We start from the raw sequence: 25,392 nt of genomic DNA on the forward strand, positions 1-25,392 counted from the left end.
CTTTTTCAAGTCCTATTAAATTGGTATGATTGTATCCCCATCGGCATCTTTCAAAAAAGAAACAAACAGTTTAAAGAGTTGCTTCAATGCATTGGGATTGTCTTTTCTAAAATCAGAAATACTGTGATAATTAGGACGAATATCTTCTAACAACCATTGCATTTCAATATTACGAATACACTCTTTTTCTAGTTTTCTGGAGCTGCGAATACCATTCAAATAACCGTATAAATAGATTTTAAGAAACACTTGGATATTGAAACTTGGACGACCTTCTTTTTTTAAATTCACTGCTGTAAATCCTACTTTTTGAAGGTCTATGTGTTCAACAAAAGCATCTATGAATCGAACAGGATTATCAGAAGTAATTTTGTCTTCTAAACTCGATACAGGTAACTGATTACGGGAAATCCCTTGGATATGCTGCATTTTTAAAAATACGAAAATTCCCCTTTTTTAACAAACTATTTTAGCTATATTTGGTGAGGTTTCTGTGTTTTTTCACAGACTGACGTTAGCTGTCATTGCGGTGCAACGCAGAAAAACTGAACTCACAGAAAATTAATTAAGCCAAAAATTGACAAATTCCAGCAAAATATTTTCCGAAATTGAACTTATAAATAATCGTATTTTTCAGGTTTGCGGAATAGTACTTGAAAATGTAGAAACCGAAATAGAAAGCCAAGAATATTTCGCACATAATTTTGAGCTGAATAAACAAAAAGCAAAATTCAGAATGGCGAAAATTACACCGACTAAAACGGGGCAATTTGTAACAATCTGGAAACGAAACGAAAACAAAATAACTGAACCGTATAATATCGACGACGAATTTGAATTTTATATAATAGCAACTCGACAAGAAGAAAAATTTGGAGTTTTCATCTTTGACAAAACAATTTTAAGTGAAAACAAAATTCTGACAACTAAAAGTGGACAAGGAAAACGTGGAATAAGAGTTTATCCTACTTGGAGCGTAACAGAAAGTAAACAAGCACAGAAAACTCAAAATTGGCAAACAAAATATTTTGTAGAAATTAGAACCGAAACCGACATAAACAAAGCAAGAAAGTTGTTAAAAGAACTAACCTAAAAGAAGCAACGAACAGCTAACAGCGGTTTCACAAAATGGCGAGAATATTAGTAAATTCATATTTGTTTTTCGCTATTAAATTATATCTTAGTGGAAAATTTATCGTCCCAAAGTTCGCCACTTCTTGAAGCCAGCGGGACGTTATATGCCACCTTATGACGACAGACGGTAAAACAAAGAATTATGTTTAAAAACCTATTCAATAGACAAAACGGAAAGACAAAAAGTGTTTTTCTTGCGGGTTGGGAAGTTCATTTGAACGGAGACCAACAATGTGACAATTTCATTGCGACTCAAATTACAAACAAGAGAACAGTCGATACACTTTATAGTGGAATTGAGTTAGTTTTTGAAAATGACAAACTAATAAGAGCTTATAACTATGAAGAAGGAAACAGAAAGGACAGAGAACTCAAAGCAGACGAAATAGGACTGGAATATAAAGAGTTTGAAGAAAATAGAATATTGCAGTTAGTTGAAGACAAAAATGGACTACACCAACTTGGGGGAGAAATCCCAAACGACTTTCAATTACCAGACAATAATTGTGTTGTTCCCTTTCAATATATGGGGTTCATTGACAATAGGGACAAAAATCTTAGTTGGTTGCCATTTAAAGTTCATTTGACTTGTCCAATTTATTTAAACATTGGAAACGTATTCTTAGATTATTCAAATCCAAACAAACCTACTATAATCAATAGAGATGAAGTTGAGAAAGCTGACACATCATACGATGACGACCTTAATCAAAACTCTGAAATAGTGTTTAATGAAATGAAATTTTCCTTTGTCGAGGAAGAAGAGTTTTCAGGAACTGGACATTCAGGATTACCAAATTGGATACAATATCCCGGCATTCCAATGTGTCCAAAATCAGGAAAGAGAATGAAATTCCTTTGCCAATTAAATGGTGGGGTAACTGTAAAACGAACAAACGTTGATCCTAAAGATGAGTGGTATAGACACTATTACGAAGAACTGAACTTTTGGGGTGACGGTGACTTATTTGTATTCTTTGAACCGACATCAAAAGTTGCTTGCTATTTTATACAAAACACATAAAATGACAAGAAAGGCGGCATATAACAGCTAAGGTTTCGTTGGGCTCGAAGAGCCAACAATGAAACCTCTGTTGAACGGAACCGTTGAGATTCCATCCATTATGGGAATATCGAAGTAAAAATTTAAGAATATACAAGAGGCATTTAACGCCTCTTTTTTTGAAGTCTACTTTAGGTGGTTTTTAGCGTGATTTCCTTCACTTATGGGTAAAATCCCCGTATTACTTTATTTTGAAAAAGTTTTTGGGGAGTATATGCAAGACAAAACGTCTTGTGAGCTCCTCTAAGAAAGTGTCATTTGTTTTTTAATTCCCTTACGACTTGTAATGTTTATAGTGTAACTTGAGCCACACTTAGGACACTTTTTTATTTTTTTCACAAATAAAGAAGTATATTGAAAGTAGTTTCAATATACTTCTCTTTATCTACTTATTTCATTGGGCTTAATAACATTTTTTAGGTGCTATTTTTTACTACATTGTCTTTTTAGTTATTCTTTACAACTAATCGAAACCCTTCTCCATGAATATTAAGTATTTCGACGTTTTCGTCGTGTTTAAGATATTTACGCAACTTGGCAATATAAACATCCATGCTACGAGAAGTGAAGTAATTATCATCTCTCCAGATTTTAGTTAAAGCTAACTCACGTGGCATTAAATCATTTTCGTGCAATGCTAACATTTTTAGTAGTTCATTTTCTTTTGGAGAAAGTTTTACGGGCTCTTCTCCTGGATAAGTTAAGAAGCGTAACTTAGCATTTAAATGAAACTTACCTATTTCAAATTCATATTTGCTAGTATCTCCTTTTATTTCAGAAGTTTTTCGCTGAATAATGGCTCGTATTTTCATCAACAACACTTCTGAATCAAAAGGTTTGTTTAAATAATCGTCTGCTCCTACTTTGTATCCTTTTAAGACATCCTCTTTCATGGTTTTTGCAGTAAGGAAAATAAGAGGGACTTCTTTATTTTTTTCTCTTATTTCTTTTGCTAATGTAAAGCCATCTTTATAAGGCATCATGACGTCTAAAATACATAAATCATATTCGTCTTTTTTAAATTTCTCGAAGCCTTCCATTCCGTTTTTAGCTAATGTTACTTCAAAATCATTCATGCTTAAATAGTCTCGAAGAATTGAGCCAAAATTAGGATCATCTTCTACTAATAATATTTTTTTTACCATTTCCATAATCAAACTATTAAGGGTAATTTTATTATAAATGTACTTCCTTTACCTTTTTCACTTTCTACCATCACTTCTCCGTGATGATCATCCATAATTCTTTTTACATAGGCTAATCCCAATCCATGTCCTTTAACATTATGAATATCACCTGTGTGTTCTCTATAAAACTTATCAAAAATCTTTTTTTGTGCCACTTTACCTATTCCAATTCCATTATCTTTTATTTTTACGACAATAAAATTTTTGATATTTTCTGTACTTATTTCTATCATGGGTCTTTCCGGTGTATACTTGACCGCATTTTCTAGAACATTTACCAAAACATTAGTAAAATGAATGTCATTCAGTAGAGCTTTTGATTTTAAGGCTTTGAAATTTGTTTTCATTTCACCTTGACGATCTTCCACTATTAAACTAACGTGTTCAATTGCCTCTTCTAACATATCGTGTACATCGTGACATTCTTTTGTTATATCTAATTCTTTTCTTTCTAATTTTGAAATCCTTAAGACATTTTCTACTTGTGCATGCATTCTCTTATTTTCGTCTTTGATCATTTGTAAATAACGTTGCACTTTTTCTTTATCATCAATCACTTTAGGGTTTCGAATAGCATCTAAAGCTAAATTAATTGTTGCAATAGGCGTTTTAAATTCGTGAGTCATATTATTAATAAAATCCGTCTTGATTTCAGAAATATGACGTTGGGTATTTAATTGTTTTAAAGCACTATAATAAGCTACGATGATAATAGATGTAAACAAGAAAGCTAAAAATGCGATTCCAACAAAATCAGAAGCTAAAAACACTTTCTTTTTAGGGAAACTTAATAACAATTGATATCTACTAATTCCGTCGTTATCTGTAAAAAGAGGCGTATCGTAGGTGTTTTTTTTATCATATTTAAAGTGCTCTGATTTTACTTTAGTAGCTAAACCATTATTATAAACTCCAAATTCAAAAGGAGTATTTATTCCTAATGCTTTTAGTTCATTTGCAAATAAAATCTGTAATTGTTCTACACTAACTCTTTGTGAAACTTGTCTAGTTGACGCTATGTCTTTAAAATTTAGTTCAAAAGTTGCTTTATCTAAGATCTCTACGACTCCCGCTTTTTCTATTCGTTCAGAAGGTTGAACTGTGGAAGTCATATTCTGATCGTTTAGGGTAGTTTCGTTATATACTTCTGTTACTCGTTTTGCTACATAATTTTTGATGCGGGTAGAGTCATTATTTTTATCAAAGAACGAGGAAGATACGGAATAATCCTCAGGAATTATACTGTTTGAATAAATAATCGTTTGATTTGTTAATTCGTTTTTTTCTACATAAAAAAACTTCATTAATTCACTTCGTTCTGGATCTTTACCTATACTATCTTTTATCTTACTAAATCGACTTAAAAAAGAATAGGCTTCCTGCTCTTCTACTTCTCTAGCTACATTATCAATTACTTGTTTAACTTGGTATTTAAACTGTTCTTCCTTATTTTTAAAGGAAACATTTATCAAATATCCTTGCACAGCCACAATTCCTAGTAGAGCGATAGACATTAAGACTACGACAAAACGAAACCAATTCTTATTCATTGAAACAAATATAATATTTTAACATTTAACTGTTAAAAAAATTAACCAAACATTAACAACAAAGAATTTTAATAAAAATTTGATAAAATTTTAAGAATATCCTCCAATTGTTTTCGGGTTTCTTCTAAATTTTCATTTTTTATAACAAAATCACTTTTAAGGATTTTTTCTTTATCCGATGATTGATTTTTCATACGTTCTAAAACTGCTTCTTTAGTCAACTGATCGCGTTTCATGACTCTTTTAACACGCATTTCTTCTGAAGCAGTAACTACAATTATTTTATCACAATCCTTATAGCTTCCACTTTCAAAAAGTATAGCTGACTCTTTTATGATAAAAGGATATGAATGATGAAATTGCAACCATGTTTTAAAATCTTTAGCTACTAACGGATGTATTAATTCATTCAGTTTTTTTAGTTTTGAAGGATCATTAAAAACAATTTGGGCTAATTGTTTTCGATCTATTTTTCCTTCTATTAATACTTTATTACCGAATAGCTGCACTACTTGATGAATCGTTTCGGGCAACTCCATTATTTTTCGAGCTTCCTCATCAGCTATATAAACAGGCACTCGATTCTCTTGAAATAAACGAGCTATTGTCGTTTTTCCACTGCCTATTCCTCCTGTTAAACCAATAATTTTAGTCATCAAACTTTGAAAAATAATTCTGGAAAAGCTTCTTCTGGTGATTTTTTTAAGATATTTATTTTATAATATGATTCTATAAACCCCATACCGTACCCAAAAAACTGTCTCCAAACAGCAACGATAGAATACAAACCTACTTTAAAATTCTTATTCTTATATGTTGAAACTGTCATTACCAAAACAGTGTATAAGAAATATAGTTTTAACAACCAGTCAAACAAAAATAAGAAACTTAAGAATATCCCAAGAAAAAATCCTACGACAAATAAAGACGGTAAAAAGAATGTTGGCTTAGCATACTCAGGATACCATTTATTTAAAATAGGTCTGACCTTTCCAAATTTATTAACTTGAATATAAAATTTTTCCCAATCAATTCTTCGTTTATGATATACAAAAGCATTAGAAATTAATTTTGTTTCAAATCCCATTTCCCACAAACGAATAGACAAATCAGGGTCTTCACCTGGGTGAATATTAGAAAATCCTTTTGATGCTTCAAATGCTTTTCTGGAAATTCCCATATTAAAACTTCTAGGTTGAAATTTTCCTATTTTTTCGCTAGCTCCTCTTATACCTCCTGTAGTAAGTACAGAAGTCATTGCAAAATTAATAGCCTTTTGGATAGGTGTAAAACTGGCTAACATATCATCGGGGCCTCCAAAACAGTCTACATATTTTTCTGACAAGGATTTTTCAACTTCCAACAGATATTGCGATGGAAGTATGCAATCGGAATCTAAAATAATATAATAATCCCCTTTTGCATATTGCATTCCAAAATTACGAGAATCGCCTGGGCCTGAATTATATTTTAGATAATATGTTAAGTTTAACTTGGTTCTATATTTATCTATTATATGCTCACAAGGTACTGTTGAACCATCTTCAACAATAATAATTTCAAAAGGCTTATTATAAGTTTGTTTGGTTAAACTTTCTAATAATTCATCTATTTCATCAGGTCTATTATAAACAGGGATAACAAAAGAAAAATTCATTCTTCTTATTTTTTTGACAAAGTTACATTTTTAACAAAAAAAGTCATGAAAAATAAATGCTTTTTTACCTTATTTTCACGCTTTTTTTCGCTAGAATATTCCAAAATTACAATTTATCATAAATCCTCCTTCTTTTGATTGCTCTAAGAAGTTTTTTACTACTCTAATGAAAGACATCTAACAATTTAGTTCTATTGAATATTTTTTATTTTTAACATTAAACAAGCAAACTAATAACTCCAAAAGTACTTTATTTATAGATTTTATTATAGAGATCGATAGCCGTAGTTTTATATATAAAACACTTTTAAAAAAATCAAACTTCTATTTTATTTTAATAGAACCATCTTTTACCTTTATACGATAATTAAAATAGTTTAAAAAATGAAGAAGATTATTATGTTTTTTTTAGGATGCTTAAGTATCAATGCTCAGTTCAATCAAAATTTTGAAAATTTGCCAAATACTATACAGTTAGAAGTTAACGGGTGGAAAGTTTTAAACAATAAAGATAATGAATCGAGTTGGGGGCTTTATGCTAATGATAATTACTTTCCTAGAACTGGCAAAAATTGCGCTATGATAGTAAAAGGAAAAAGCTCTGGTCTTAACGATGATTATTTAATTACTCCTAAAATTTCTGTAACACAAGCTGTAAATGATCAATTGAGTTATTGGATAAGTACGGTATTCATTCCTGATAGCGAAAAATACAGTCTACTTAAGCTATCCACAAATAATCCTACTGAAGAGGATTTAAATAATCAATCCAATGTATTAGTTAACAATGAAAACATTGAGTATCAATGGAAGTTTAAAACGATAGATTTAAGACCCTATATAGGGCAAGATATTTATTTAGCGTTTAAAGTAACTGATCTAAAAGGAGGTATAAAAGTAGATGATGTTATAAATAACACTTACGGAACTCTGAGTACCGACATTTTTAGTACCGATTTGTTTCAATTATACCCAAATCCTGTTATTGATCATTTAAAAATATCTTCTCAATCACAAATGAAAAGCATTTCTTTATTTAATCTTTTTGGAGAAGAAATTTACAGTAGAAACATTAATAGCATTGAACATAATTTAGATTTATCTAATCTAAAAGCGGGAGTTTATTTTTTAAAAATAAATTCAGGAAAACAAACTAAAACAACAAAAATCATTAAATCTTAATGGATTGGTTTGCTTTCTTTAGCGAATATGAAATCTTTTTTGATAGATATTCTGAGTTAGTTTCTATTATTACTAGGTAATTTAAATTAGGGGTCCAGGATATTATATAAATAACACCTCTCAAAAATATTATTTTTCTGAGAGGTGTTTTATTAACAGATGCCTATCTAATCTAAAAGATAAGGCTGTTTTTAGAACAGCCTTATCTTACATCTATACCCTTTGGTCTTTTATTACCCAATACTTTCAATAACAACCCTTTCGTTTGTATCAGCTAAATAATCAACACCTTCAAAACCAAAACCAAATAAATTCAAAAAGTCACTCTTGTAACCTGCTAAATCTCCTATTTCTTTTAAAGTTTCTGTACTTGCTTGTTCCCATAAAGTTTTAACAGCTTCTTGAACATCTGCGCGCATTTCCCAATCATCTACACGAATACGCCCTTTTTCATCTACTGGTACTGCTGCTCCAGTATATAAACATTCTGAAAACAAACGTTGCATTTGTTCAATACAGCCTTCGTGTATTCCTTTTGTTTTCATTGTTTTATATAATAATGATATATACAATGGAATCACAGGAATTGCGGAACTGGCTTGTGTAACCAAAGCTTTATTTACAGATACAAAGGCGCGTCCGTTAATATTCTTTAATTTTTCATCTATTTCAAAGGCTGTTGCTTCAAGGTGGTCCTTGGCACGACCAATAGTTCCTTTTCTATATACAGCTTCTGTGACTTCTGGGCCAATATACGAATAAGCAACAGTAGTAGCACCTTCAGCTAACACCCCTGCATCCATCATAGCATCCATCCACATTGTCCAATCTTCACCTCCCATTACGACTACTGTATTGTCTATATCTTCTTGTACAGCAGGTTGGATAGAAACTTCTGATACTACTCCTGTATGAAAATCAACTGTTTTATCGCTAAAAACCTGACCTATAGGTTTTAATACGGAACGATGTAACACTCCTGTATCTGGGTGCATACGTACTGGTGAAGCTAAACTATATACAACAAGATCGACCTGACCCAGGTCCGTTTTTATCATTTCAATCGTTTTTTGCTTAATTTCTTTTGAAAAAGCATCACCATTAATACTTTTAGCATACAAACTTGCTTTTTTTGCTTCTTGTTCAAAAGCAGCGGAATTATACCATCCTGGAGTAGCTGTTTTTCCTTCTGCTGGTTCTTTTTCAAAGAAAACCCCAATTGTAGAAGCATCACTACCAAAAGCAGCTGTAATTCTAGAAGCTAAACCAAAACCTGTAGAAGCTCCAATGACTAATACTCTCTTTGGTCCATTAATTTTTCCTTTAGATACTACATAATTAATTTGGTTTTTAACACTTTGAGCACAACCTTCTGGATGTGCTGTCAAGCAGATAAAACCTCTCATTCTCGGTTCAATAATCATTTCTTTTCAATTAGTTTGATTAGCAAATTTAATTTAAATAATTAGTTAAGCAATGCTTTTGCATGTGCAATAGCAGAGTCTGAAATATTTTTACCTGATAGCATTTCTGCTATTTCTATTATTCGTTCTTCTAGAGACAGTAATTTTAATTCTGAAACAGTAACATCTGCTCGATCTGATTTAAAAACTTTATAATGTTGCTGTCCTTTAGATGCAATTTGGGGTAGATGTGTGATAGCAAACACTTGCATTTTTTCACTCATTAACTTCATTATGTTTGCCATTTTTTGAGCTACTTCACCTGACACTCCTGTATCTATTTCATCAAAAATTATTGTTGGCAATTTCGAATAGTTTGCTAAAACCGCTTTTACAGCTAACATGATACGTGACATTTCACCTCCTGAAGCTACTTTTTTTAGCAATCCAAAATCAGTTCCTTTGTTTGCAGAAAACAATAATTGGATTTCATCTTTTCCGTTGGCTAAGAATGTTTCTGACTCTTTTATATCAAATTCAAAACGGGCATTTGACATTCCTAATTCATTTAAAATAATTCCTATTTGAGAAACTAAGGTAGGCACTGCCTCTTTACGCTTTTTAGAAATAGTTGTGGTTAATTCTACTAACTTTTCTTGTATTGTATTTATTTCGGATTGTAGTTTTTCTATTTGTTCATCAAGATCTCCTGCAAATACAACTTTTGCATCTAAATCTTTTTGAATTTGAATTAATTCTTCTACAGTAGTTACTTGGTGCTTTTTTTGGAGATTATAAATAAGTTGTAGTTTTTGACTTACCCATTCTAACTTTTCAGGATCACTAAAAAGTTTTTCTCTTTGATTTTCTAAATCGCTTACTAAATCATCCATTTCTATCAAGACACTTGTTATTCTTTCAAACAAAGCTTGGTATTCTTGAGAAAAATTTCCTATTTTTTGAAGTGCGTTTTTTACTTCTTTTACATTTTGTAAAATCCCTATTTGCTCTTCATTATTTAATGCAATAGATTTATCAAGATTTTCTTTTATTATTTCAATATTGTTTAATTTTTCAAAAATATCTTCTAATTCTTGCTGTTCTCCTTCTTTGAGATTAGCATTAACTAATTCTTGTAGCAAAAAACTATTATAATCTGCTTCTTTAGCTAAAGATTCTTTTTCTGATAAAATTTTCTTTAATGATCCTTGAAGTGATTTGTACTGTTTTAGATTTTTTTGATAGGTGTTTAATACGGTTCCATTAGAAGCTATAGCATCTAAAATTTCTATTTGATATGATTCCTCTGTTAATTCACGTGTTTGCTGTTGTGAATGAATATCAATCAAAAAAGTACCCAACTCTTGTAATTCGGTTAAATTTATAGGACTATCATTTACAAATGCTCTTGACTTACCAGAAGGAAGAATTTCACGACGAATTATGGTTACTTCTTCAAAATCCATATCATTTTGTTTAAAAAAATCTTGTAGATTATAGGCAGATAAGTTAAAATGAGCTTCTATCACACATTTTTGTTCTTTATCTTTAAGAGATCCTAAATCCGCTCGATTTCCTAAAACTAATCCGAGTGCTCCTAATAGGATGGATTTACCAGCCCCTGTTTCACCCGTGATTATAGAGAACTGATCAGAAAAATTCATTTCTAATTGTTCTATTAACGCAAAATTTTTAATTGATAATTGTATAAGCATGATACAAAATTAAAAACTAATCTGACTCCATTTACTAATATTCGTTGGAGATAATTTACTTAATGTTTCAACTAATTGATTTACCTCCATTTTAGGGCCTTCAGAAAACACATTTAGAATTTCATCGGACTTGGTATCAAAAAAGATTCGAGTCAAATAAGCATTTGGACGAGATACGGCAATTTCTTTTAAATTAAAAATGGCTTTTTGCATGGCTTCTTTTCCTTCTTTCGGATTTTCAGCCATCTTGTCTAATGCTTTCAAATGATACTCATAATTTGTTTTACGATAAGACGCAAAAGTAGGAGATAATATATCATTTACTAAAAAATAACGATTTTGTGGTGAAGTAGCTGCCCATCCTTTTTCTTGTGTTACTTGTGCTTGTGCTACAATACTAGAAGCTACTTCAAAAGCTTTTGTTCCTCCTTCTAAAGCAAAGGTATCAGCATCTATTCCAATAATCATGTTTGCATAAAAAGCAACTATAGAAATTAAATTAGATTCATAAGTATTGGGATTGAATACTAAGTTTTGAAATTCGTTATAAGTAAATTTTAATTCTTTATCGTTGATATTTAAAATAGGCGTTGTATAGGTTGCATTGTATACAGGGCGCGTGGCTGTAACTTGCAAACTGGCCGTAAATTGATTTATATTATCAAAAGAAGTGATATTAAAGAAAAATGAACTGTTTATTTTTTCATTTGCCTTATATGATTTATCTGTCCATTTTGTATTATTTATGAACTCTGTAAGTGTTTTTTTTAACGTTTTAAATATTTGTTGATTTGTTCCTGAAACTTGGTTGGTATTAATTTCTACCGTACAATTCAACTCTTGTGCATAATAGCTACTACCGGAGAGGAGACAGATAAATAAGATTAAAAATTTACGCATAATGATTCACAATTTTATTTACTATATCCATAGCTACTGCTTCTTTTGATTTTAGTTCCTGAGGTTCTATATTAAATTTTTTATCAATAAAAGTAACTTTATTGGTAGGTTGTCCAAAACCGGCTCCTGTATCGTTTAATGAGTTCAAAACAATTAAATCTAGGTTCTTTTTCTGAATTTTTTGTTTTGCGTATTCAATTTCATTTTCTGTTTCTAAAGCAAAACCAATCAAAAACTGATTATTTTTAATTGCTCCTAAAGAAGCTAGAACATCTTTTGTTTTTTCTAATTCAATTACAAACGTTGGATCGTTCTTTTTTATTTTTTGGGAGGCTATTTTTTTAGGTTTATAGTCTGCTACTGCTGCTGCTGCAATAGCTACATCTACACTATTATAAACCTCATGGCAAGCATTATACATATCTTCTGCTGAACGTACTCGTTTTATTTGAATTGTTTTGTTTTTAGTTTGAAGATGAGTTGGCCCTGTGATCAAAATTACTTCAGCTCCTAAACCAGCAGCTGCATCAGCTATATCAAATCCCATTTTACCTGTAGAATGATTGCTTATAAATCGAACAGGATCTATAGCTTCATAAGTGGGACCAGCAGTAATTAATATTTTTTTTCCTTTTAGGGGCAGTTTGCTTTCTAAGTCTTTTTCAATAAAAAAAACAATATTTTCAGGTTCAGCCATACGTCCTTCACCAGACAGACCGCTTGCTAATTCACCGTTTTCAGCTGGTATCATAATATTACCAAAGCGTTTTAAAGCATCAAAACTAGCTAAGGTTGAAGGGTGTTTGTACATATCTAAATCCATTGCTGGTGCGAAATAAACGGGACATTTGGCGGATAAATAGGTTGCTAACAAAAGATTGTCGCAATTTCCATTTACCATTTTAGACATTGTATTAGCAGTAGCAGGTGCAATGATCATAAAATCAGCCCAAAGCCCTAATTCAACATGGTTATTCCATAAGGCAGCAGCATCCTCTTCGTTAAAAAAATGAGTATAAACTGGATTTTTGGATAATGTTGAAAGCGTTAACGGAGTAACAAAATCAAGAGAAGCAGGTGTCATGATTACTTGAACCTGAGCACCTGCTTTTATTAAAAGCCTTACTAATGAAGCCGACTTATAAGCGGCAATTCCACCAGTTACACCTAGTATTATTTTTTTACCACTTAAAACCGACATGTTATTAAGCCTATATTATTTAGTATTCTTATGATAGATTTTTCCTTCTAACCACTCTTGTACTGCTAAAGCATGAGGTTTTGGTAATCTTTCGTAAAATTTAGAAACTTCAATTTGCTCTTTGTTTTCAAAAATTTCTTCAAGACTATCATTATAGGTAGCAAACTCGTCTAATTTTTCTATTAATTCTTTTTTGATCTCAGAATTAATTTGATTAGCTCTTCTTGCCATAATTGTAATAGCTTCATAGATATTTCCGGTTGGTTCTTCAATTTTGTTTTTATTATAAGTAACCGTGTTAACTGGAGCTGTTGTCTTTTTTAAATCCATTCTAATATCCTATTTTTGAAATTGTTGTAAATCTTTTTCTATACGAACCAACATTTGATCCGCCTCTTTTTTAAAACTTGAATCAGCTTTAAACTTCATTAATCCATTATACGCCAAACGAGCCTCTTTTAAACGTTCTTCCATTTTAGTAGTAACACTATTTATAGCCAATTTATAGGCTGAATCTAGTTTGTAAAACAAAGCTTTTTCCTTATAAACTGTTCCTGGATAATCAATTAAAAAATTATCCAATGCTTTTAAAGCTGCTTTATAATCTGAAATGGTATTGTATTGTTTGGCTATTTCAAATGCTTTTTTTTCTAACTTTTGTTGTAGTCCTAAAACAATTTTATTAGCTTCTGAAAGACTTGTTGAATTAGGATACTTGTTAATAAATTCTTGCATTTTTGAAATGGCTTTTTCTGTATCTGTTTGATCTAACGAATAAACAGGCGATAACTCTGAGTAAGACTTAGCTCCTAAAAAGGCTGCTTCTTCTGCATTCTTACTTTTAGGGTATAAAGCGTTAAAACTTTCAAACTGATACCCCGCTAAATAATATTGTTCTGTTACAAAATATGATTTAGCAAACATGTAATACAAATTTTCAGCGTCTGCTTTACCTCTATACACAGGAGCTATTTGTTCAAAAAGACGAATAGCTTTTGTATATTTTTCTTGTTCGTATTTATGTGTCGCGGCTGTTAACTTAACGGCCGGATCCTCTGATTTCAATGCTTTTTGATACTCACTACAAGAAGCTAACAACATTGTAGATAAAATACCTCCTATATATTTATTCATAAAAATTTACCAACTTTTTTCAAAGACTTATTAGAATACTACAAACACTCCCTAAAAGTCAGAGTGCAAAGTTAATTATTAATTTTTTACTTCAAAACTTTATTTTTCTGCTATTTAGTCATTTGTTTTGTAAATGATTCTAAACGATTAGCCAAATCTTCATTTACATTCACTAAAGGCAAACGTAATGTATTTTTGGATAATCCTAGCGTTTTAAATACTTCTTTAATTCCTGCCGGATTTCCTTGTTCAAAAATCATATCTATGCTATCCATTAATGTATAATGCAATGCGTAAGCTTCATCTACGTTGCGTTTTAATCCTAGACGCACCATTTCTGAGAATTCTTTTGGAAAACCTTCACCTATTACAGAAATAACCCCTGCCCCTCCTGCTAGTACCATAGGCAATGTTATCATATCATCTCCCGATATAACTAAAAAATGCTTAGGTAACAACTGAATTAATTTCATAGCCTGTACGATATCTCCTGCTGCTTCTTTTATTCCTATTACATTTTTACATTCGTTAGCAATACGTAAAACTGTAGTTGGCAACATATTACTTGAAGTCCTACCTGGTACATTATATAAAATAACAGGAAGAGGTGAAGCATCTGCTATCATTTTAAAATGTTGAAAAATTCCTTCTTGTGTAGGTTTATTATAATAAGGGGAAACCGACAAAATAGCTTTAAAAGGTGATAAATCACGAGTTTTTAATTCTTCTACCACTTTTAATGTATCATTCCCTCCTACTCCTAAAACCAATGGCAATCTACCCGCGTTAGTTGTAACGATTGTATTTATTACAAGTTCTTTTTCTTCTGATGACAAAGTAGCTGATTCTGCTGTAGTACCTAATATTACTAAATATTCTACTCCTCCATCAATAACATAATTGACAATTTTTGCTAACGCTTCAACATCTACTGAAAAATCTTTTTTAAAAGGCGTCACTAAAGCTACACCCGTACCTATGAATGATTTCATTTTATTATATCCTATTTAAAATTTTCAAATATTTAACCAATTCTTGCACAAAAATTTTAAAATTTTGAGCATTTGTATTTATTATCAAATGATTTAGTCTTTTATCTACTGAGGAAAACCCTACCTTAAATAATGCTTTCGAGTTATGTGTAACTAATAACAAAGGTGCCTTTTCGACATCATAATAACTTATTAATAGATCAAAAGGGGTATACATAAACTCATTAACAAACGGAACCGAAAACTCTCCCTTCCAATTAATATCTTTAAAAGAAAAAGTTGGAAAAGTTAAATGTAGACTCTTCTCTAGTTTGTCTCTATAAACTAAAACCTTAATATTATCACGTTTAAAACCCTTATTTATTAATTCATTTATCAATTCTTGTTCTTTAAAAGAATATGACTCATCTAATAAAATCCCTACTCTTTTAATGGAAGTAACTAACGGAGCCTCTTTTACAGGTTGTAAAGTAGAATTTAATTTTTTTTTTAACGATAATCCTTTTATATAGTTTATAAACATATTATTTTTGTCGCCTTGTTTCTTTTGAAACGAATTAATGTTAACAAGCTTTACTCAGCATCTTAAATGCTAGGTAAAAGTATAAAAAAGAGTAGGAATAAATGAAACATTTTGGTTTAATTTTAACGTTAATAACGTTTAGCTTTACTACAAATGCACAAAATGTAGTAAAAGAAATTCATGGCAAACAAATTAAGGTAGAAGCTAGCGTAGGTAGCATTCAGGAATATGAAACCTTAATAGCTCCTTACAGACAACAAATAAACAAAGATCTAGACAAAGTTTTAGCTTACAATCCTCAGTTACTTGACAAAACAAAAGGAACAAAATTCCAAAGTAATATTGGTGATTTATTTGCTGAAATTATTTTAGAAAGAAGTAGTCAAGTACTAAAAGAAAGAGAAAATAAAGTAGCTGATATTTCGGTATTAAATAGTGGAGGAATACGAACTGTCATTCCATTAGGTAATGTTACTGCTAGAAACGCATTTGAAGTAATGCCTTTTGAAAATGCAGCTATGATTTTAGAAGTAAAAGGAGATGTTATTTTAGACTTTATCAACTTCTTTATTAAGGAAAAGAAACCACATCCTTTTGCTGGGATGAGTTTCACTATAAGCTCTGACAATAAACCTAAAGATATTAAAATAGGTAAAAATGATCTAGACTTAGAAAAAACTTATTACGTAGCAGCTAATGACTATTTAGCTAGTGGAGGTGATCGAATGGAGTTTTTCTTAAAAGCTACTCGTAAAATATCTATTGATTATAAATTAAGAGATATGCTAATTGACTATTTTGATTCAGTAGATATTGTAAAAGTTCCACAAATTACTAAAGTTACTCAAGAATAACACTTAAAGAAAAGAGATTATGAAAAGAAGAGATTTTTTAAAAAATACGGTTGCTAGTTCTGCTTTATTAGGACTAGGAGGTTTATCTTTAAGTAGCTTTAATACAGCTGGTTCTTTACGAAAACTTACCATTTTACATACTAATGACACACATAGTCAAATAGATCCTTTCCCAGAAGGACATCCTAAAAACCCTAACTTAGGAGGTGTTGCTAGAAGAGCAGCACTTATTAGTCAAATTCGAAAAGAAGAAGACAACGTACTGCTACTAGATGCGGGCGATATCTTTCAAGGCACCCCCTATTTTAACTACTACGGCGGGGAGATTGAATTTAAAGTTATGAGCATGATGAAATATGACCTTGCTACAATAGGTAATCATGACTTCGACAATGGTATTACAGGATTGTATGGGCAATTACCTAACGCTTCTTTTGAGTTTGTTTGTGCTAATTATGATTTTAAAAATACTATCTTAGATACTCATATCAAACCTTATAAAATTTTTGAAAAAGCAGGAATTAAAATAGGAATATTTGGTTTAGGAGTAGAACTATATGGCTTGGTAGATCCTAGATATTATAAAGAAACTAAATATCTAGATCCAGTAGAAATTGCAAATGATATAACAAAAAAACTAAAAGAGGTTGAAAAATGTGATTTAATCATTTGTTTATCCCATTTAGGTTTTGAGTATAAAAATGAACCAGAAAGAATTTCAGATATCAACTTAGCAAAAAAAACCAAGAATATTGATCTAATTATTGGAGGTCATACGCATACTTTCTTAGATAAACCTGTAATTGAAAGAAATTTAGATGACAAAGAAGTTCTAATTAATCAAGTAGGGGCCTATGGTATTAATTTGGGGCGTATTGATTTTTATATAGACGATCAAAAAAACATAGCTCCTGGAACAGGAAGAAAAATTGTTATATAAATAACTACAAAAAGACACTTTTGTTTTTTTTAAAAAATAACAAACTTATTCTTAAATAAACCCCGTTTTTGAACATAAATAATCAAAAATGGGGTTGTATCTTTAAGAAAATTTCCTATAACAAAAGATAAAACAATTACAAAATATTTTCTTTTGAATTAATGATTTCTTTATAAATATTTTCATAAATAGGCACTATATTTTCTACAGAAAACAATTTGGCCGTTTCAAAAGCTTTCCTTTTGAATTCGTTTAGTATATCATCGTTTGAAAGAATTTTAAGGGCATTTTGAGCCATATCATCTACATCGCCTACCGAGCTTAAAAAGCCTGAAACACCATTTATATTAACTTCAGGCAAACCACCCGAATTACTTGATATAACAGGTACTTTATTAGCCATGGCTTCTAGTGCTGCCAATCCAAAGCTTTCTGTATCAGAAGGCAATAAAAACAGATCTGAATAACATAAGATCTGACTAATTTCATGACTGTTTCCAAAGAAAATAACTTTTTCTTCAATACCTAATTCTCTACAAAGCCATTCTGCTTTTTCTTTTTCAGGTCCATCACCCACCATCATTAGTTTAGCAGGTATTTTTTCTTGTATCTTAAAAAAGACTTTAACTACATCTGGTATCTTTTTAACCTTTCTAAAATTACTAATATGGGTAATTATTTTCTCTTCTGGCGTAGCCATTACAGACCTTTTACAAATTAGATTGTGAGCCTCTGTTTCTTCTATTTCTATAAAATTAGGAACTACTTTTATTTCCTTAGTTACATCAAAATATTTTAGTGTATCTTCTTTTAAGCTTTTTGAAACAGATGTTACTACATCTGACTTATTGATACTAAAAGTAACTGCTGGTTTATAATAAGGATGATTTCCAACTAACGTTATATCTGTACCATGCAATGTAGTAACCATTGGTAGATTAATTCCCTCTTCTTTTAAAATTTGTTTAGCCATATAACCTGCATAAGCATGAGGTATGGCATAATGCACATGCAATACATCTATTTTATAGAGTTTTACCATATCTACTAATTTACTCGAAAGAGCTAATTCATAGGGTTGGTAATGAAATAATGGATATTCAGGAACGTTTACTTCATGATAATGTACATTGTGACTCAAAAGAGCTAAACGCACGGGTTGACGATAGGTAATAAAATGAATTTCATGACCTCGACGAGCCAGCTCTAAACCTAATTCTGTTGCTACTACACCGCTACCTCCAAATGTTGGATAACAAACTATTGCTATTTTCATAAATAATGAAAAATATTATTATTTTAAAAATCACTCTACTCTTTTAGCTAATCTTTATATTTTTAAAAAACAAATAAGAGTAGATTTTTTTTTAAAAAAAATTATTAAAAAAAATTCGCAAAGTAAATTTATTACTTTACGAATTTACTATATTCTAAAAATTTAAAAACTAGTTTCACTAAATAGTACCGATTAATCAAGAATTGAATCATAAATAATTTGCTGAATTTTTTCTCTTGTGTTTTCTTTTGCAAGTCTATTTGGTGCATTACTATCTGGAAAGGTTCTATTGGATAAGAATATATAAATAAGTTCTTTTTCTGGATCAGCCCAAGTCATTGTTCCTGTAAAGCCTGTATGTCCAAAACTAGTTATTGATGCACACCCACAAGTAGGGCTTTCCCCTTTTAACTGAGGTTTATCAAACCCTATTCCTCTTCTATTTCCTTCAGTACAAAAATAACAAGTATTAAAATCGTCCATTGTTTTAGAAGAAAAAAATTGAATTCCTCCATAATTACCTTTATTCAAGTAAAGCTGCATCATTTTTGCAATGTCACTTGCATTTGAAAACAACCCCGCATGGCCTGCTACTCCTCCTTGCATAGCCGCAGCCATATCGTGTACATATCCTTGAATTATATCCTGACGAAAATAACTATCTCTTTCTGTGGGTGGGATTTGATCTATTTCTATTTTTTTCAAAGGATTATACATTGTATAATTCATTCCCATTTTTGAAAAGAAATTTTCATTAGCCAATTTATCTAAGGTAGTATTATGATGCGTTTCTAAATATTCTTTTAATAAAATAAAGGTAAAATCGCTGTATTTATATTCTTTTTTAGGTAATAACGGACTTTTTAATATCTTAGATATAATTGAATCTTTGTAATTATCTACTAAAAATAAATTTTCAGATACTTGCGTTGTAAAACCTTCTGTTGCCGTTTTACGATATAATTTTTCTGATGGTTTCTTAGTAATCGAATCAATTGTTTGTTTATAGAAAGGTTCCCAAGGTTTTAATCGTGCATAGTGTGACAGCAAATCTTTAAAAAAAATAGAATCTTTGTTTGTTCCTCTTGCTTTAGGAAGCATTTCGCCTAAACGGGTTTCTAAATTTATCTTTCCTTTATCATAATCAATCATTACATTGGGTAAAGTACCTATAATTTTAGATAAAGATGCAATATCGTAAACATCTGTATTTTTAACCTTTGAATCTTGTTCATAGGTGTGATAACCGAATGATTTATGATAAATTATTTTTCCTTTTCTTGCAACTAAAACTTGTGCTCCAGGTGTTATTTTATCATCAATTGCTTTTTTAACTATATCATCAATTTCTTTTAATTTATTAAAACTCATCCCTACTCCTTCTGGGGAAGAAAAGCCTAATCTATTAATTTTTTCGGTAGATAGTCCTTCTCCTACCTTAAAATGTTCTTTAATAGAAACAGGTAATTTACCTTTTGATTCTATTGCTCCAAAAATTAATTCAGCTGAAATAGTTTGTGGTATATCCCCATTTTGGTAGCTAACTATTAGTCCTTTTATATTGTCAAAGGATTTAATTTTAAGTAACGTGTATGGTTTTACGAAAACATCTAGAATTACATGGTTTTGAGCTGCTATTTTTTCTAACCAAAGTAGATCCTTTTCAGAAAAATCATGCTTACGCCATGCTTTATCCGACTTATGATATCCTATAATTACCGTATTAAATTCCTTTAAATTAACCAAAAGGGTATCTAGATTTTTTTCTTCCATTTCTTGTACTTCGGCATATTTTTTTAATGAGTTCAAAAAAACGGCACCTGAATCATCGCCAAGTTTTACGTAGGCTATTTTAGCTTTAGTCAAATCTTTTATAGGCAATAGAGACTGTTCATTTTTTAAAACCGTAATTGCATTTTCATATAATTCATATTGCAATTTATTACCTTCTGGAGCATTTAAATCATTAGACAAACCTGTTAGATCTACAGGCTTATACTGATGTAATCCTGCTTTATATTTATAACTTAAAATCTTTTTTACGGAATGTTCAATACGATCGTCTGTAATTATTTTATCGTTATAAGCTTGTGTAAATTTAGTAATGGCTGCTGGAACATCTTCTGCAAATAACATAATATCATTACCAGCTAAAAAGGCTTCTAAATCTATATCGCCTGGTTTTTTAAAACTACTTGCTCCTTTCATATTAAGAGCATCTGTAAAAATCAACCCTTTAAAGTCTAATTCTTTCTTTAAAATATTTGTTACTATATTATAAGAAGTAGAAGAAGGATAATTTTGACGTTCTTCTAAACTTGGCACATTTAAATGAGCTACCATAACAGAAGATAATCCCAAGTTGAACATTTTTTTATAAGGGTATAATTCAACTGAGTCTATGCGTTCTTTTGTAAAGTTTACGACGGGCAAGGTGTGATGAGAATCTGTTTCTGTATCACCATGCCCTGGAAAATGTTTCCCTGTAGCAAATACGCCTTGATTTTGGATCCCTTTCATTAAGGCTACTGCTCGCTTGGTTACCTCTTCTTTATTTTCACCAAAAGAGCGATTTCCTATAATGGGGTTGTTAGGATTTGTATTAATATCAATTACAGGAGCAAAATTAAACTGCAATCCCATTCTTTTGGTTTCCTTAGCCATTCTTTCTCCTAATTGTTCTATTAGTTTCATATCTTGAACAGCACCTAAAGTCATATTCCAAGGATAAGCATAAGTAGAATCTAATCGCATACTAAGTCCCCACTCTGCATCATTACCTACAAAAAGGGGTATTTTAGAATTCGCTTGAAAACGATTTGTTAGTTTTGCTTGACGCAATGGACCTCCTTGAAAGAAAATTAGTCCTCCTATTTTATAATTCTTTATAAGTTTATCTAATGCGTTAAAATGAACTGTATCTTTATTAGAATACGCTGCAACCATAAAAAGTTGTCCTAATTTTTCTTCAAAACTTAACGAATTATAGATACTATCAACCCATTGACGTTCTCCTGCCAATTCGTTAAATAGATTGAATCCTTCTTTAGTAGGATCTATAAATTTTTGAATTACAGGTATATTTTTTGTTTCTGCCATAATAGTCTCTTGCCTTTTACGATTTTTTATAACCGCGCATTGCATCATTAATAAGGCTATTACAGAAAAAAATAAGTATTTAAAAATAGAAAACTTCATGTTTATTGATTAAAAAAAGCGGCTATGCCAGCTTTCATTTGCAGGAACTTCCCAAGAATCATTCAGTTCCTCTATAGTATTAACTAAATTATTAAAAACAATGGTAGACGCTGAAACTGCTTTTTCTTTAGCCATTTTCTTGAAATCTATTAATGATTTATGCGCTATAAAATCCCCATTTTTAAAAGTAACGTTCATTTTATCCAACAAATCAATGTCATATTTTTTTTCTAATTGCTGAATAAATTGTACTGAACTATCAATTGAACACCCTGTAGGTGCTTGTACATCAGCATTCACTGCTAAAATAACGAAACGATTATATCTAATATCAAATGATGCTTCTAAAGAAGCACCATGAGCTGACCAATCATCAATAAAGTTTTGTACATGAGCGGCTATTTCTTCCACTTCGACATCACTTAATTTTCGGTTGGATTGGTAAATCCAAACACGTGAATCAAGTGGCATATTTTCAAAAGGTATATACATCTTAATATTATAAATCTTGGGCGTTAGCAATTAATTCTGCTACATCCAGTACTTTTACATCATGTTCGCGATGTTTTGCTTTAGTACCATCTGTTAGCATTGTATTACAAAAAGGACATCCAGCAGCTATGATATCTACCTTAGTTGCTAATGCGTCTTCTGTACGCTCAACGTTAATGTCTTTATCTCCGTTTTCAGGTTCTTTAAACATTTGTGCTCCTCCTGCTCCACAACATAATCCGTTAGCCTTAGAACGTTTCATTTCAACGAGTTCTGCATCTAACTTTTGAATTAGGTCACGAGGTGCTTCATATATTTTATTAGCACGTCCTAAATAGCACGGGTCGTGGAATGTTATTTTTTTCCCTTTAAACTGACCTCCTTCAATCGTCAAGCGCCCTCCGTCTAATAGTTCTTTTAAAAATTCGGTATGATGCACTACTTCAAACTCCCCTCCTAATTCTGGATATTCGTTTTTTAGAGTATTAAAACAATGAGGACAAGCCGTTACAATTTTTTTTGTTTCATAAGCCTTTAGAACTTCAATATTCATAAAAGCTTGCATTTGAAACAAAAATTCGTTTCCTGCACGCTTTGCAGGATCTCCTGTACAAGCTTCTTCGGTTCCTAAAACCGCAAATTCAACGCTTGCTTTATTTAAAATTTTAACAAATGCTTTTGTTATCTTTTTAGCTCTATCATCAAAACTTCCTGCACATCCTACCCAGAATAAAACTTCTGGCTGTTTCCCTTGAGCTAACATTTCTGCCATTGTAGGCACTATTAAATTTTCTGACATAACTCTCTATATTGATTTGTCTGCAATTTCAACTATTAATTTTCGTCTTTCCAATTCAAACGATCCATCTGACTATATTGCCAAGGTGCACTATTGTTTTCAATATTGGTCATCATGGCATTTAAAGACTGAGGTGCTGCGCTTTGCTCCATTACTAAATAGCGACGCATATCCATGATTATCGAAAGAGGACTTATATTAACGGGACATTCTTCTACACAAGCATTACATGAAGTACAAGCCCAAAGTTCTTCTTGTGTAATATAGTCATTTAATAACGTTTTTCCATCTTCTACAAATACCCCTTTATTTTTATTTATATTATCTCCCACTTCTGTTAAACGATCGCGTGTATCCATCATAATTTTACGAGGAGATAATTTTTTACCTGTCTGATTGGCTGGGCAAGAAGATGTACAACGTCCACATTCAGTACATGTATAAGCGTTTAACAATTGAACCCAATTTAAATCTGTAACATCCGAAGCTCCAAACTTACTTGGTACTGCATCTGCTGGTGCTGCCGCATAAGGATCAGCATTTGGATCCATCATTAATTTCACTTCATTGGTAACACTTTCTAAATTATCAAACTTTCCTAAAGGGTTCAAATCTGCAAAAAATGTATTTGGAAAAGCTAGAATAATATGTAAATGTTTAGAATAGTATAGGTAATTTAAGAAAACCATTACCATCATAAAATGTCCCCACCAGCCTATTCTTTCCAAAATATGTAAGGTTCCCTCACTCAAACTTCCAAAAAAAGCAGGCCCTAAATACTGAGATACAGTAAACCCAAACGATCCTTGTCCTTCAAAGTGTGATTTACCCATTGTATATAACACTTGATCCGTTCCATTCATAGTGAAAATACAAGATACTAATACAATTTCCATTATCAGGATTAAGTTTGCATCTTTTTTAGGCCATCCTAACAATTCGGTCTTATTTAAACGAGGTAATTTAAGTAAATTTCTTCTCATTAAAAAAGCAACAGTAGCCACTAATGCGGTAACTGATAAAATTTCGATAAAACTGATTAAAAAAGTATAAAAACCACCTAAAGCTGGTTTAAAAAAACGATGAGTTCCAAAAATACCATCAATAAAAATTTCGACTAATTCTATTTGAGTAATTATAAAAGCTGAATACAATACAAAATGCAAAACTGCAGGTATTGGACGTGTAAACATCTTTTTCTGACCAAATGCTACTAAGAGCATATTTTTCCAACGATCTGATGAACGATCTGATCGATTAATATCTTTTCCTAACTTTATATTACGAATGATTTTTTTTACATTTTTTGCAAAAAATCCTATTCCAACACCAAGAATAATTAGAAAAAATAAACTGCTTAAATAATTCATATATCTATAAAAGATTGATTGGTTTAAAATTATTTTGATTGTGATTCAGGTCCTTTATATGGTTTATCTTTTTTACCAAAAAGGGAAACATTCACATAACGGGTAGGATGCAAACGCAAATCTTGTAATAACAATTCAATTTCTTTAGCGGCTTTGGTCAAGTTATTATACATTGCCTCGTCTTTCATTGCTTTTCCTAAAGTTCCTTGTCCCGCTTGCATATCTGCCATTAGTTTATTAACATTAGCTAAGGTTCCTTCTAAGTTTTTCAAGGTCTTTCCTAATTCTGCTTTTTCTAACTCACTAGATACTTTCGAAAAATCTGTGGTAATTTTTTCTATATTTCCTAATGAATGATTTAAGCTTTTTTGATTGGTTGCTAATAATTGGTTAGCTCCTTTACCTAATTTATTAAACTCTGCCATTGTTTGACTAAGCTGAGCTATAGCTTGTTGAAGATCGTTCTTTGCTTGATCATTTAAAATCTGATTAACATTAATCATTAATTGATCTGCATCTTGAACTAATGACTCTATTTTTTGCTGAGTTGGAGCTAATTTTTTACCTAAATTATCTGTTAATCCTAATTTAACATCTGCCTTTAAACGATCTCCGTCAACTGTTATATTTTTATCATTAAAATTAGGAATAATAGCTATTTGTTTTCCCCCTATAAAACCAGGCTCATATATTTGAGCTACACTTGTTTTAGAGATTGGAAAATCATCTTGATTAATTTGTAATTCAGCTAGAATTTTTCCTGTATCTGTCAAATTTAGTGATTTGACTTTACCAACTACTTTTCCACTGATAGTGACAGAT

At 31.0% G+C, this 25,392-nt stretch carries 23 protein-coding genes and 1 pseudogene; 5 read left to right on the forward strand and 19 right to left on the reverse strand.

From position 1 onward, the window contains the following. Positions 1 to 27: 27 nt before the first annotated feature. Positions 28 to 429, reverse strand: a pseudogene (locus tag B0A78_RS00480) (transposase); the annotation flags it as partial. 148 nt (positions 430 to 577) lie between these two features. On the opposite strand from B0A78_RS00480, the gene B0A78_RS00485 reads away from it, so the two are divergent. Together B0A78_RS00485 and B0A78_RS00490 are read left to right on the forward strand one after the other, a co-directional pair. Then, positions 578 to 1,093: a MepB family protein gene (locus tag B0A78_RS00485; RefSeq protein ID WP_065213437.1), complete on the forward strand. Its 516-nt coding sequence runs from the start codon at positions 578 to 580 to the stop codon at positions 1,091 to 1,093. 183 nt (positions 1,094 to 1,276) lie between these two features. After that, positions 1,277 to 2,158 carry a hypothetical protein gene (locus B0A78_RS00490; protein ID WP_097609287.1) on the forward strand — a complete coding sequence of 294 codons (882 nt, stop codon included), beginning with the start codon at positions 1,277 to 1,279 and terminating at the stop codon, positions 2,156 to 2,158. 485 nt (positions 2,159 to 2,643) lie between these two features. Here B0A78_RS00490 and B0A78_RS00495 read toward each other — a convergent pair whose 3' ends face one another. The 4 genes from B0A78_RS00495 to B0A78_RS00510 all read right to left on the reverse strand — a co-directional run bounded on the left by B0A78_RS00495 (position 2,644) and on the right by B0A78_RS00510 (position 6,591). Continuing rightward, on the reverse strand, positions 2,644 to 3,348 hold the full coding sequence (locus B0A78_RS00495) for a response regulator transcription factor (protein WP_014165504.1): 705 nt from the start codon (positions 3,346 to 3,348) through the stop codon (positions 2,644 to 2,646). Positions 3,349 to 3,350: 2 nt separating this feature from the next. Continuing rightward, positions 3,351 to 4,934 (reverse strand): sensor histidine kinase, encoded by a 1,584-nt coding sequence (locus tag B0A78_RS00500; protein ID WP_041253217.1) that lies wholly within the window; start codon positions 4,932 to 4,934, stop codon positions 3,351 to 3,353. Positions 4,935 to 5,002: 68 nt separating this feature from the next. Further along, the gene (gene coaE, locus B0A78_RS00505; protein WP_065213435.1) at positions 5,003 to 5,590 is read right to left on the reverse strand and encodes a dephospho-CoA kinase; all 588 of its coding nucleotides are present in this window, start codon (positions 5,588 to 5,590) and stop codon (positions 5,003 to 5,005) included. Further along, positions 5,590 to 6,591 (reverse strand): glycosyltransferase, encoded by a 1,002-nt coding sequence (locus B0A78_RS00510; protein WP_014165507.1) that lies wholly within the window; start codon positions 6,589 to 6,591, stop codon positions 5,590 to 5,592. The genes coaE and B0A78_RS00510 overlap by 1 nt, the downstream gene beginning before the upstream one ends. Positions 6,592 to 6,975: 384 nt before the next feature. Between B0A78_RS00510 and B0A78_RS00515 the strand changes: the two genes are divergently transcribed. Then, on the forward strand, positions 6,976 to 7,773 hold the full coding sequence (locus B0A78_RS00515) for a T9SS-dependent choice-of-anchor J family protein (protein ID WP_065213434.1): 798 nt from the start codon (positions 6,976 to 6,978) through the stop codon (positions 7,771 to 7,773). A gap of 233 nt (positions 7,774 to 8,006) precedes the next feature. Here B0A78_RS00515 and fabV read toward each other — a convergent pair whose 3' ends face one another. The 8 genes from fabV to B0A78_RS00555 form a co-directional block, all read right to left on the reverse strand. Further along, positions 8,007 to 9,197, reverse strand: coding sequence for an enoyl-ACP reductase FabV (gene fabV, locus B0A78_RS00520; protein WP_014165509.1), 1,191 nt, complete (start codon positions 9,195 to 9,197; stop codon positions 8,007 to 8,009). A gap of 41 nt (positions 9,198 to 9,238) precedes the next feature. After that, the gene (gene recN, locus B0A78_RS00525) at positions 9,239 to 10,891 is read right to left on the reverse strand and encodes a DNA repair protein RecN (RefSeq protein WP_065213433.1); all 1,653 of its coding nucleotides are present in this window, start codon (positions 10,889 to 10,891) and stop codon (positions 9,239 to 9,241) included. Positions 10,892 to 10,900: 9 nt separating this feature from the next. Next, complete coding sequence (gene porD, locus B0A78_RS00530) at positions 10,901 to 11,791, reverse strand: type IX secretion system protein PorD (protein WP_041253219.1); 891 nt, start codon at positions 11,789 to 11,791, stop codon at positions 10,901 to 10,903. Then, a complete protein-coding gene (gene coaBC, locus B0A78_RS00535) occupies positions 11,784 to 12,992 on the reverse strand; it encodes a bifunctional phosphopantothenoylcysteine decarboxylase/phosphopantothenate--cysteine ligase CoaBC (protein WP_065213432.1) in 1,209 nt (402 codons plus the stop codon). The genes porD and coaBC overlap by 8 nt, the downstream gene beginning before the upstream one ends. Positions 12,993 to 13,007: 15 nt before the next feature. After that, positions 13,008 to 13,322 (reverse strand): DNA-directed RNA polymerase subunit omega, encoded by a 315-nt coding sequence (locus B0A78_RS00540; RefSeq protein ID WP_014165513.1) that lies wholly within the window; start codon positions 13,320 to 13,322, stop codon positions 13,008 to 13,010. Positions 13,323 to 13,331: 9 nt separating this feature from the next. Further along, positions 13,332 to 14,126 carry an outer membrane protein assembly factor BamD gene (locus B0A78_RS00545; RefSeq protein WP_014165514.1) on the reverse strand — a complete coding sequence of 265 codons (795 nt, stop codon included), beginning with the start codon at positions 14,124 to 14,126 and terminating at the stop codon, positions 13,332 to 13,334. Positions 14,127 to 14,236: 110 nt separating this feature from the next. Continuing rightward, positions 14,237 to 15,118: a 4-hydroxy-tetrahydrodipicolinate synthase gene (dapA, locus tag B0A78_RS00550; RefSeq protein WP_014165515.1), complete on the reverse strand. Its 882-nt coding sequence runs from the start codon at positions 15,116 to 15,118 to the stop codon at positions 14,237 to 14,239. Between the two features lie 4 nt (positions 15,119 to 15,122). Then, the gene (locus B0A78_RS00555) at positions 15,123 to 15,641 is read right to left on the reverse strand and encodes a DUF6913 domain-containing protein (protein WP_014165516.1); all 519 of its coding nucleotides are present in this window, start codon (positions 15,639 to 15,641) and stop codon (positions 15,123 to 15,125) included. Positions 15,642 to 15,742: 101 nt separating this feature from the next. Here B0A78_RS00555 and B0A78_RS00560 point away from each other — a divergent pair, with 101 nt between their 5' ends. Beyond that, on the forward strand, positions 15,743 to 16,495 hold the full coding sequence (locus tag B0A78_RS00560) for a 5'-nucleotidase C-terminal domain-containing protein (protein ID WP_014165517.1): 753 nt from the start codon (positions 15,743 to 15,745) through the stop codon (positions 16,493 to 16,495). A 19-nt stretch (positions 16,496 to 16,514) separates the two neighbouring features. Then, entirely contained in the window at positions 16,515 to 17,435 is a 921-nt protein-coding gene (locus B0A78_RS00565) for a bifunctional metallophosphatase/5'-nucleotidase (protein WP_014165518.1), read from the forward strand. A 136-nt stretch (positions 17,436 to 17,571) separates the two neighbouring features. Here the strand turns inward: B0A78_RS00565 and bshA are convergent, their stop codons facing one another. The 6 genes from bshA to B0A78_RS00595 all read right to left on the reverse strand — a co-directional run. After that, complete coding sequence (gene bshA, locus B0A78_RS00570) at positions 17,572 to 18,711, reverse strand: N-acetyl-alpha-D-glucosaminyl L-malate synthase BshA (RefSeq protein ID WP_014165519.1); 1,140 nt, start codon at positions 18,709 to 18,711, stop codon at positions 17,572 to 17,574. A 192-nt stretch (positions 18,712 to 18,903) separates the two neighbouring features. Further along, entirely contained in the window at positions 18,904 to 21,909 is a 3,006-nt protein-coding gene (locus tag B0A78_RS00575; RefSeq protein ID WP_065213431.1) for a glycoside hydrolase family 3 N-terminal domain-containing protein, read from the reverse strand. A gap of 9 nt (positions 21,910 to 21,918) precedes the next feature. Next, positions 21,919 to 22,401, reverse strand: coding sequence for a hypothetical protein (locus B0A78_RS00580; protein ID WP_014165521.1), 483 nt, complete (start codon positions 22,399 to 22,401; stop codon positions 21,919 to 21,921). Between the two features lie 7 nt (positions 22,402 to 22,408). Continuing rightward, positions 22,409 to 23,200 carry a (Fe-S)-binding protein gene (locus B0A78_RS00585; RefSeq protein WP_065213430.1) on the reverse strand — a complete coding sequence of 264 codons (792 nt, stop codon included), beginning with the start codon at positions 23,198 to 23,200 and terminating at the stop codon, positions 22,409 to 22,411. Between the two features lie 35 nt (positions 23,201 to 23,235). Next, on the reverse strand, positions 23,236 to 24,570 hold the full coding sequence (locus B0A78_RS00590) for a (Fe-S)-binding protein (RefSeq protein ID WP_014165523.1): 1,335 nt from the start codon (positions 24,568 to 24,570) through the stop codon (positions 23,236 to 23,238). Between the two features lie 29 nt (positions 24,571 to 24,599). Then, a partial coding sequence (locus B0A78_RS00595) for an MlaD family protein (protein ID WP_097609288.1) occupies positions 24,600 to 25,392 on the reverse strand: 793 nt, incomplete at its 5' end.

Origin of the sequence: Flavobacterium columnare NBRC 100251 = ATCC 23463 (assembly GCF_002530675.1) — a bacterium.
Taxonomy (GTDB): domain Bacteria; phylum Bacteroidota; class Bacteroidia; order Flavobacteriales; family Flavobacteriaceae; genus Flavobacterium; species Flavobacterium columnare.

Bases quoted from the DNA above. Each gene is read 5' to 3' on its own strand.
- B0A78_RS00490 (WP_097609287.1), top strand. From the start codon at position 1,277: ATGTTTAAAAACCTATTCAATAGACAAAACGGAAAGACAAAAAGTGTT.
- B0A78_RS00495 (WP_014165504.1), bottom strand. From the start codon at position 3,348: ATGGAAATGGTAAAAAAAATATTATTAGTAGAAGATGATCCTAATTTT.
- B0A78_RS00500 (WP_041253217.1), bottom strand. From the start codon at position 4,934: ATGAATAAGAATTGGTTTCGTTTTGTCGTAGTCTTAATGTCTATCGCT.
- coaE (WP_065213435.1), bottom strand. From the start codon at position 5,590: ATGACTAAAATTATTGGTTTAACAGGAGGAATAGGCAGTGGAAAAACG.
- B0A78_RS00510 (WP_014165507.1), bottom strand. From the start codon at position 6,591: ATGAATTTTTCTTTTGTTATCCCTGTTTATAATAGACCTGATGAAATA.
- B0A78_RS00515 (WP_065213434.1), top strand. From the start codon at position 6,976: ATGAAGAAGATTATTATGTTTTTTTTAGGATGCTTAAGTATCAATGCT.
- fabV (WP_014165509.1), bottom strand. From the start codon at position 9,197: ATGATTATTGAACCGAGAATGAGAGGTTTTATCTGCTTGACAGCACAT.
- recN (WP_065213433.1), bottom strand. From the start codon at position 10,891: ATGCTTATACAATTATCAATTAAAAATTTTGCGTTAATAGAACAATTA.
- porD (WP_041253219.1), bottom strand. From the start codon at position 11,791: ATGCGTAAATTTTTAATCTTATTTATCTGTCTCCTCTCCGGTAGTAGC.
- coaBC (WP_065213432.1), bottom strand. From the start codon at position 12,992: ATGTCGGTTTTAAGTGGTAAAAAAATAATACTAGGTGTAACTGGTGGA.
- B0A78_RS00540 (WP_014165513.1), bottom strand. From the start codon at position 13,322: ATGGATTTAAAAAAGACAACAGCTCCAGTTAACACGGTTACTTATAAT.
- B0A78_RS00545 (WP_014165514.1), bottom strand. From the start codon at position 14,126: ATGAATAAATATATAGGAGGTATTTTATCTACAATGTTGTTAGCTTCT.
- dapA (WP_014165515.1), bottom strand. From the start codon at position 15,118: ATGAAATCATTCATAGGTACGGGTGTAGCTTTAGTGACGCCTTTTAAA.
- B0A78_RS00555 (WP_014165516.1), bottom strand. From the start codon at position 15,641: ATGTTTATAAACTATATAAAAGGATTATCGTTAAAAAAAAAATTAAAT.
- B0A78_RS00560 (WP_014165517.1), top strand. From the start codon at position 15,743: ATGAAACATTTTGGTTTAATTTTAACGTTAATAACGTTTAGCTTTACT.
- B0A78_RS00565 (WP_014165518.1), top strand. From the start codon at position 16,515: ATGAAAAGAAGAGATTTTTTAAAAAATACGGTTGCTAGTTCTGCTTTA.
- bshA (WP_014165519.1), bottom strand. From the start codon at position 18,711: ATGAAAATAGCAATAGTTTGTTATCCAACATTTGGAGGTAGCGGTGTA.
- B0A78_RS00575 (WP_065213431.1), bottom strand. From the start codon at position 21,909: ATGAAGTTTTCTATTTTTAAATACTTATTTTTTTCTGTAATAGCCTTA.
- B0A78_RS00580 (WP_014165521.1), bottom strand. From the start codon at position 22,401: ATGTATATACCTTTTGAAAATATGCCACTTGATTCACGTGTTTGGATT.
- B0A78_RS00585 (WP_065213430.1), bottom strand. From the start codon at position 23,200: ATGTCAGAAAATTTAATAGTGCCTACAATGGCAGAAATGTTAGCTCAA.
- B0A78_RS00590 (WP_014165523.1), bottom strand. From the start codon at position 24,570: ATGAATTATTTAAGCAGTTTATTTTTTCTAATTATTCTTGGTGTTGGA.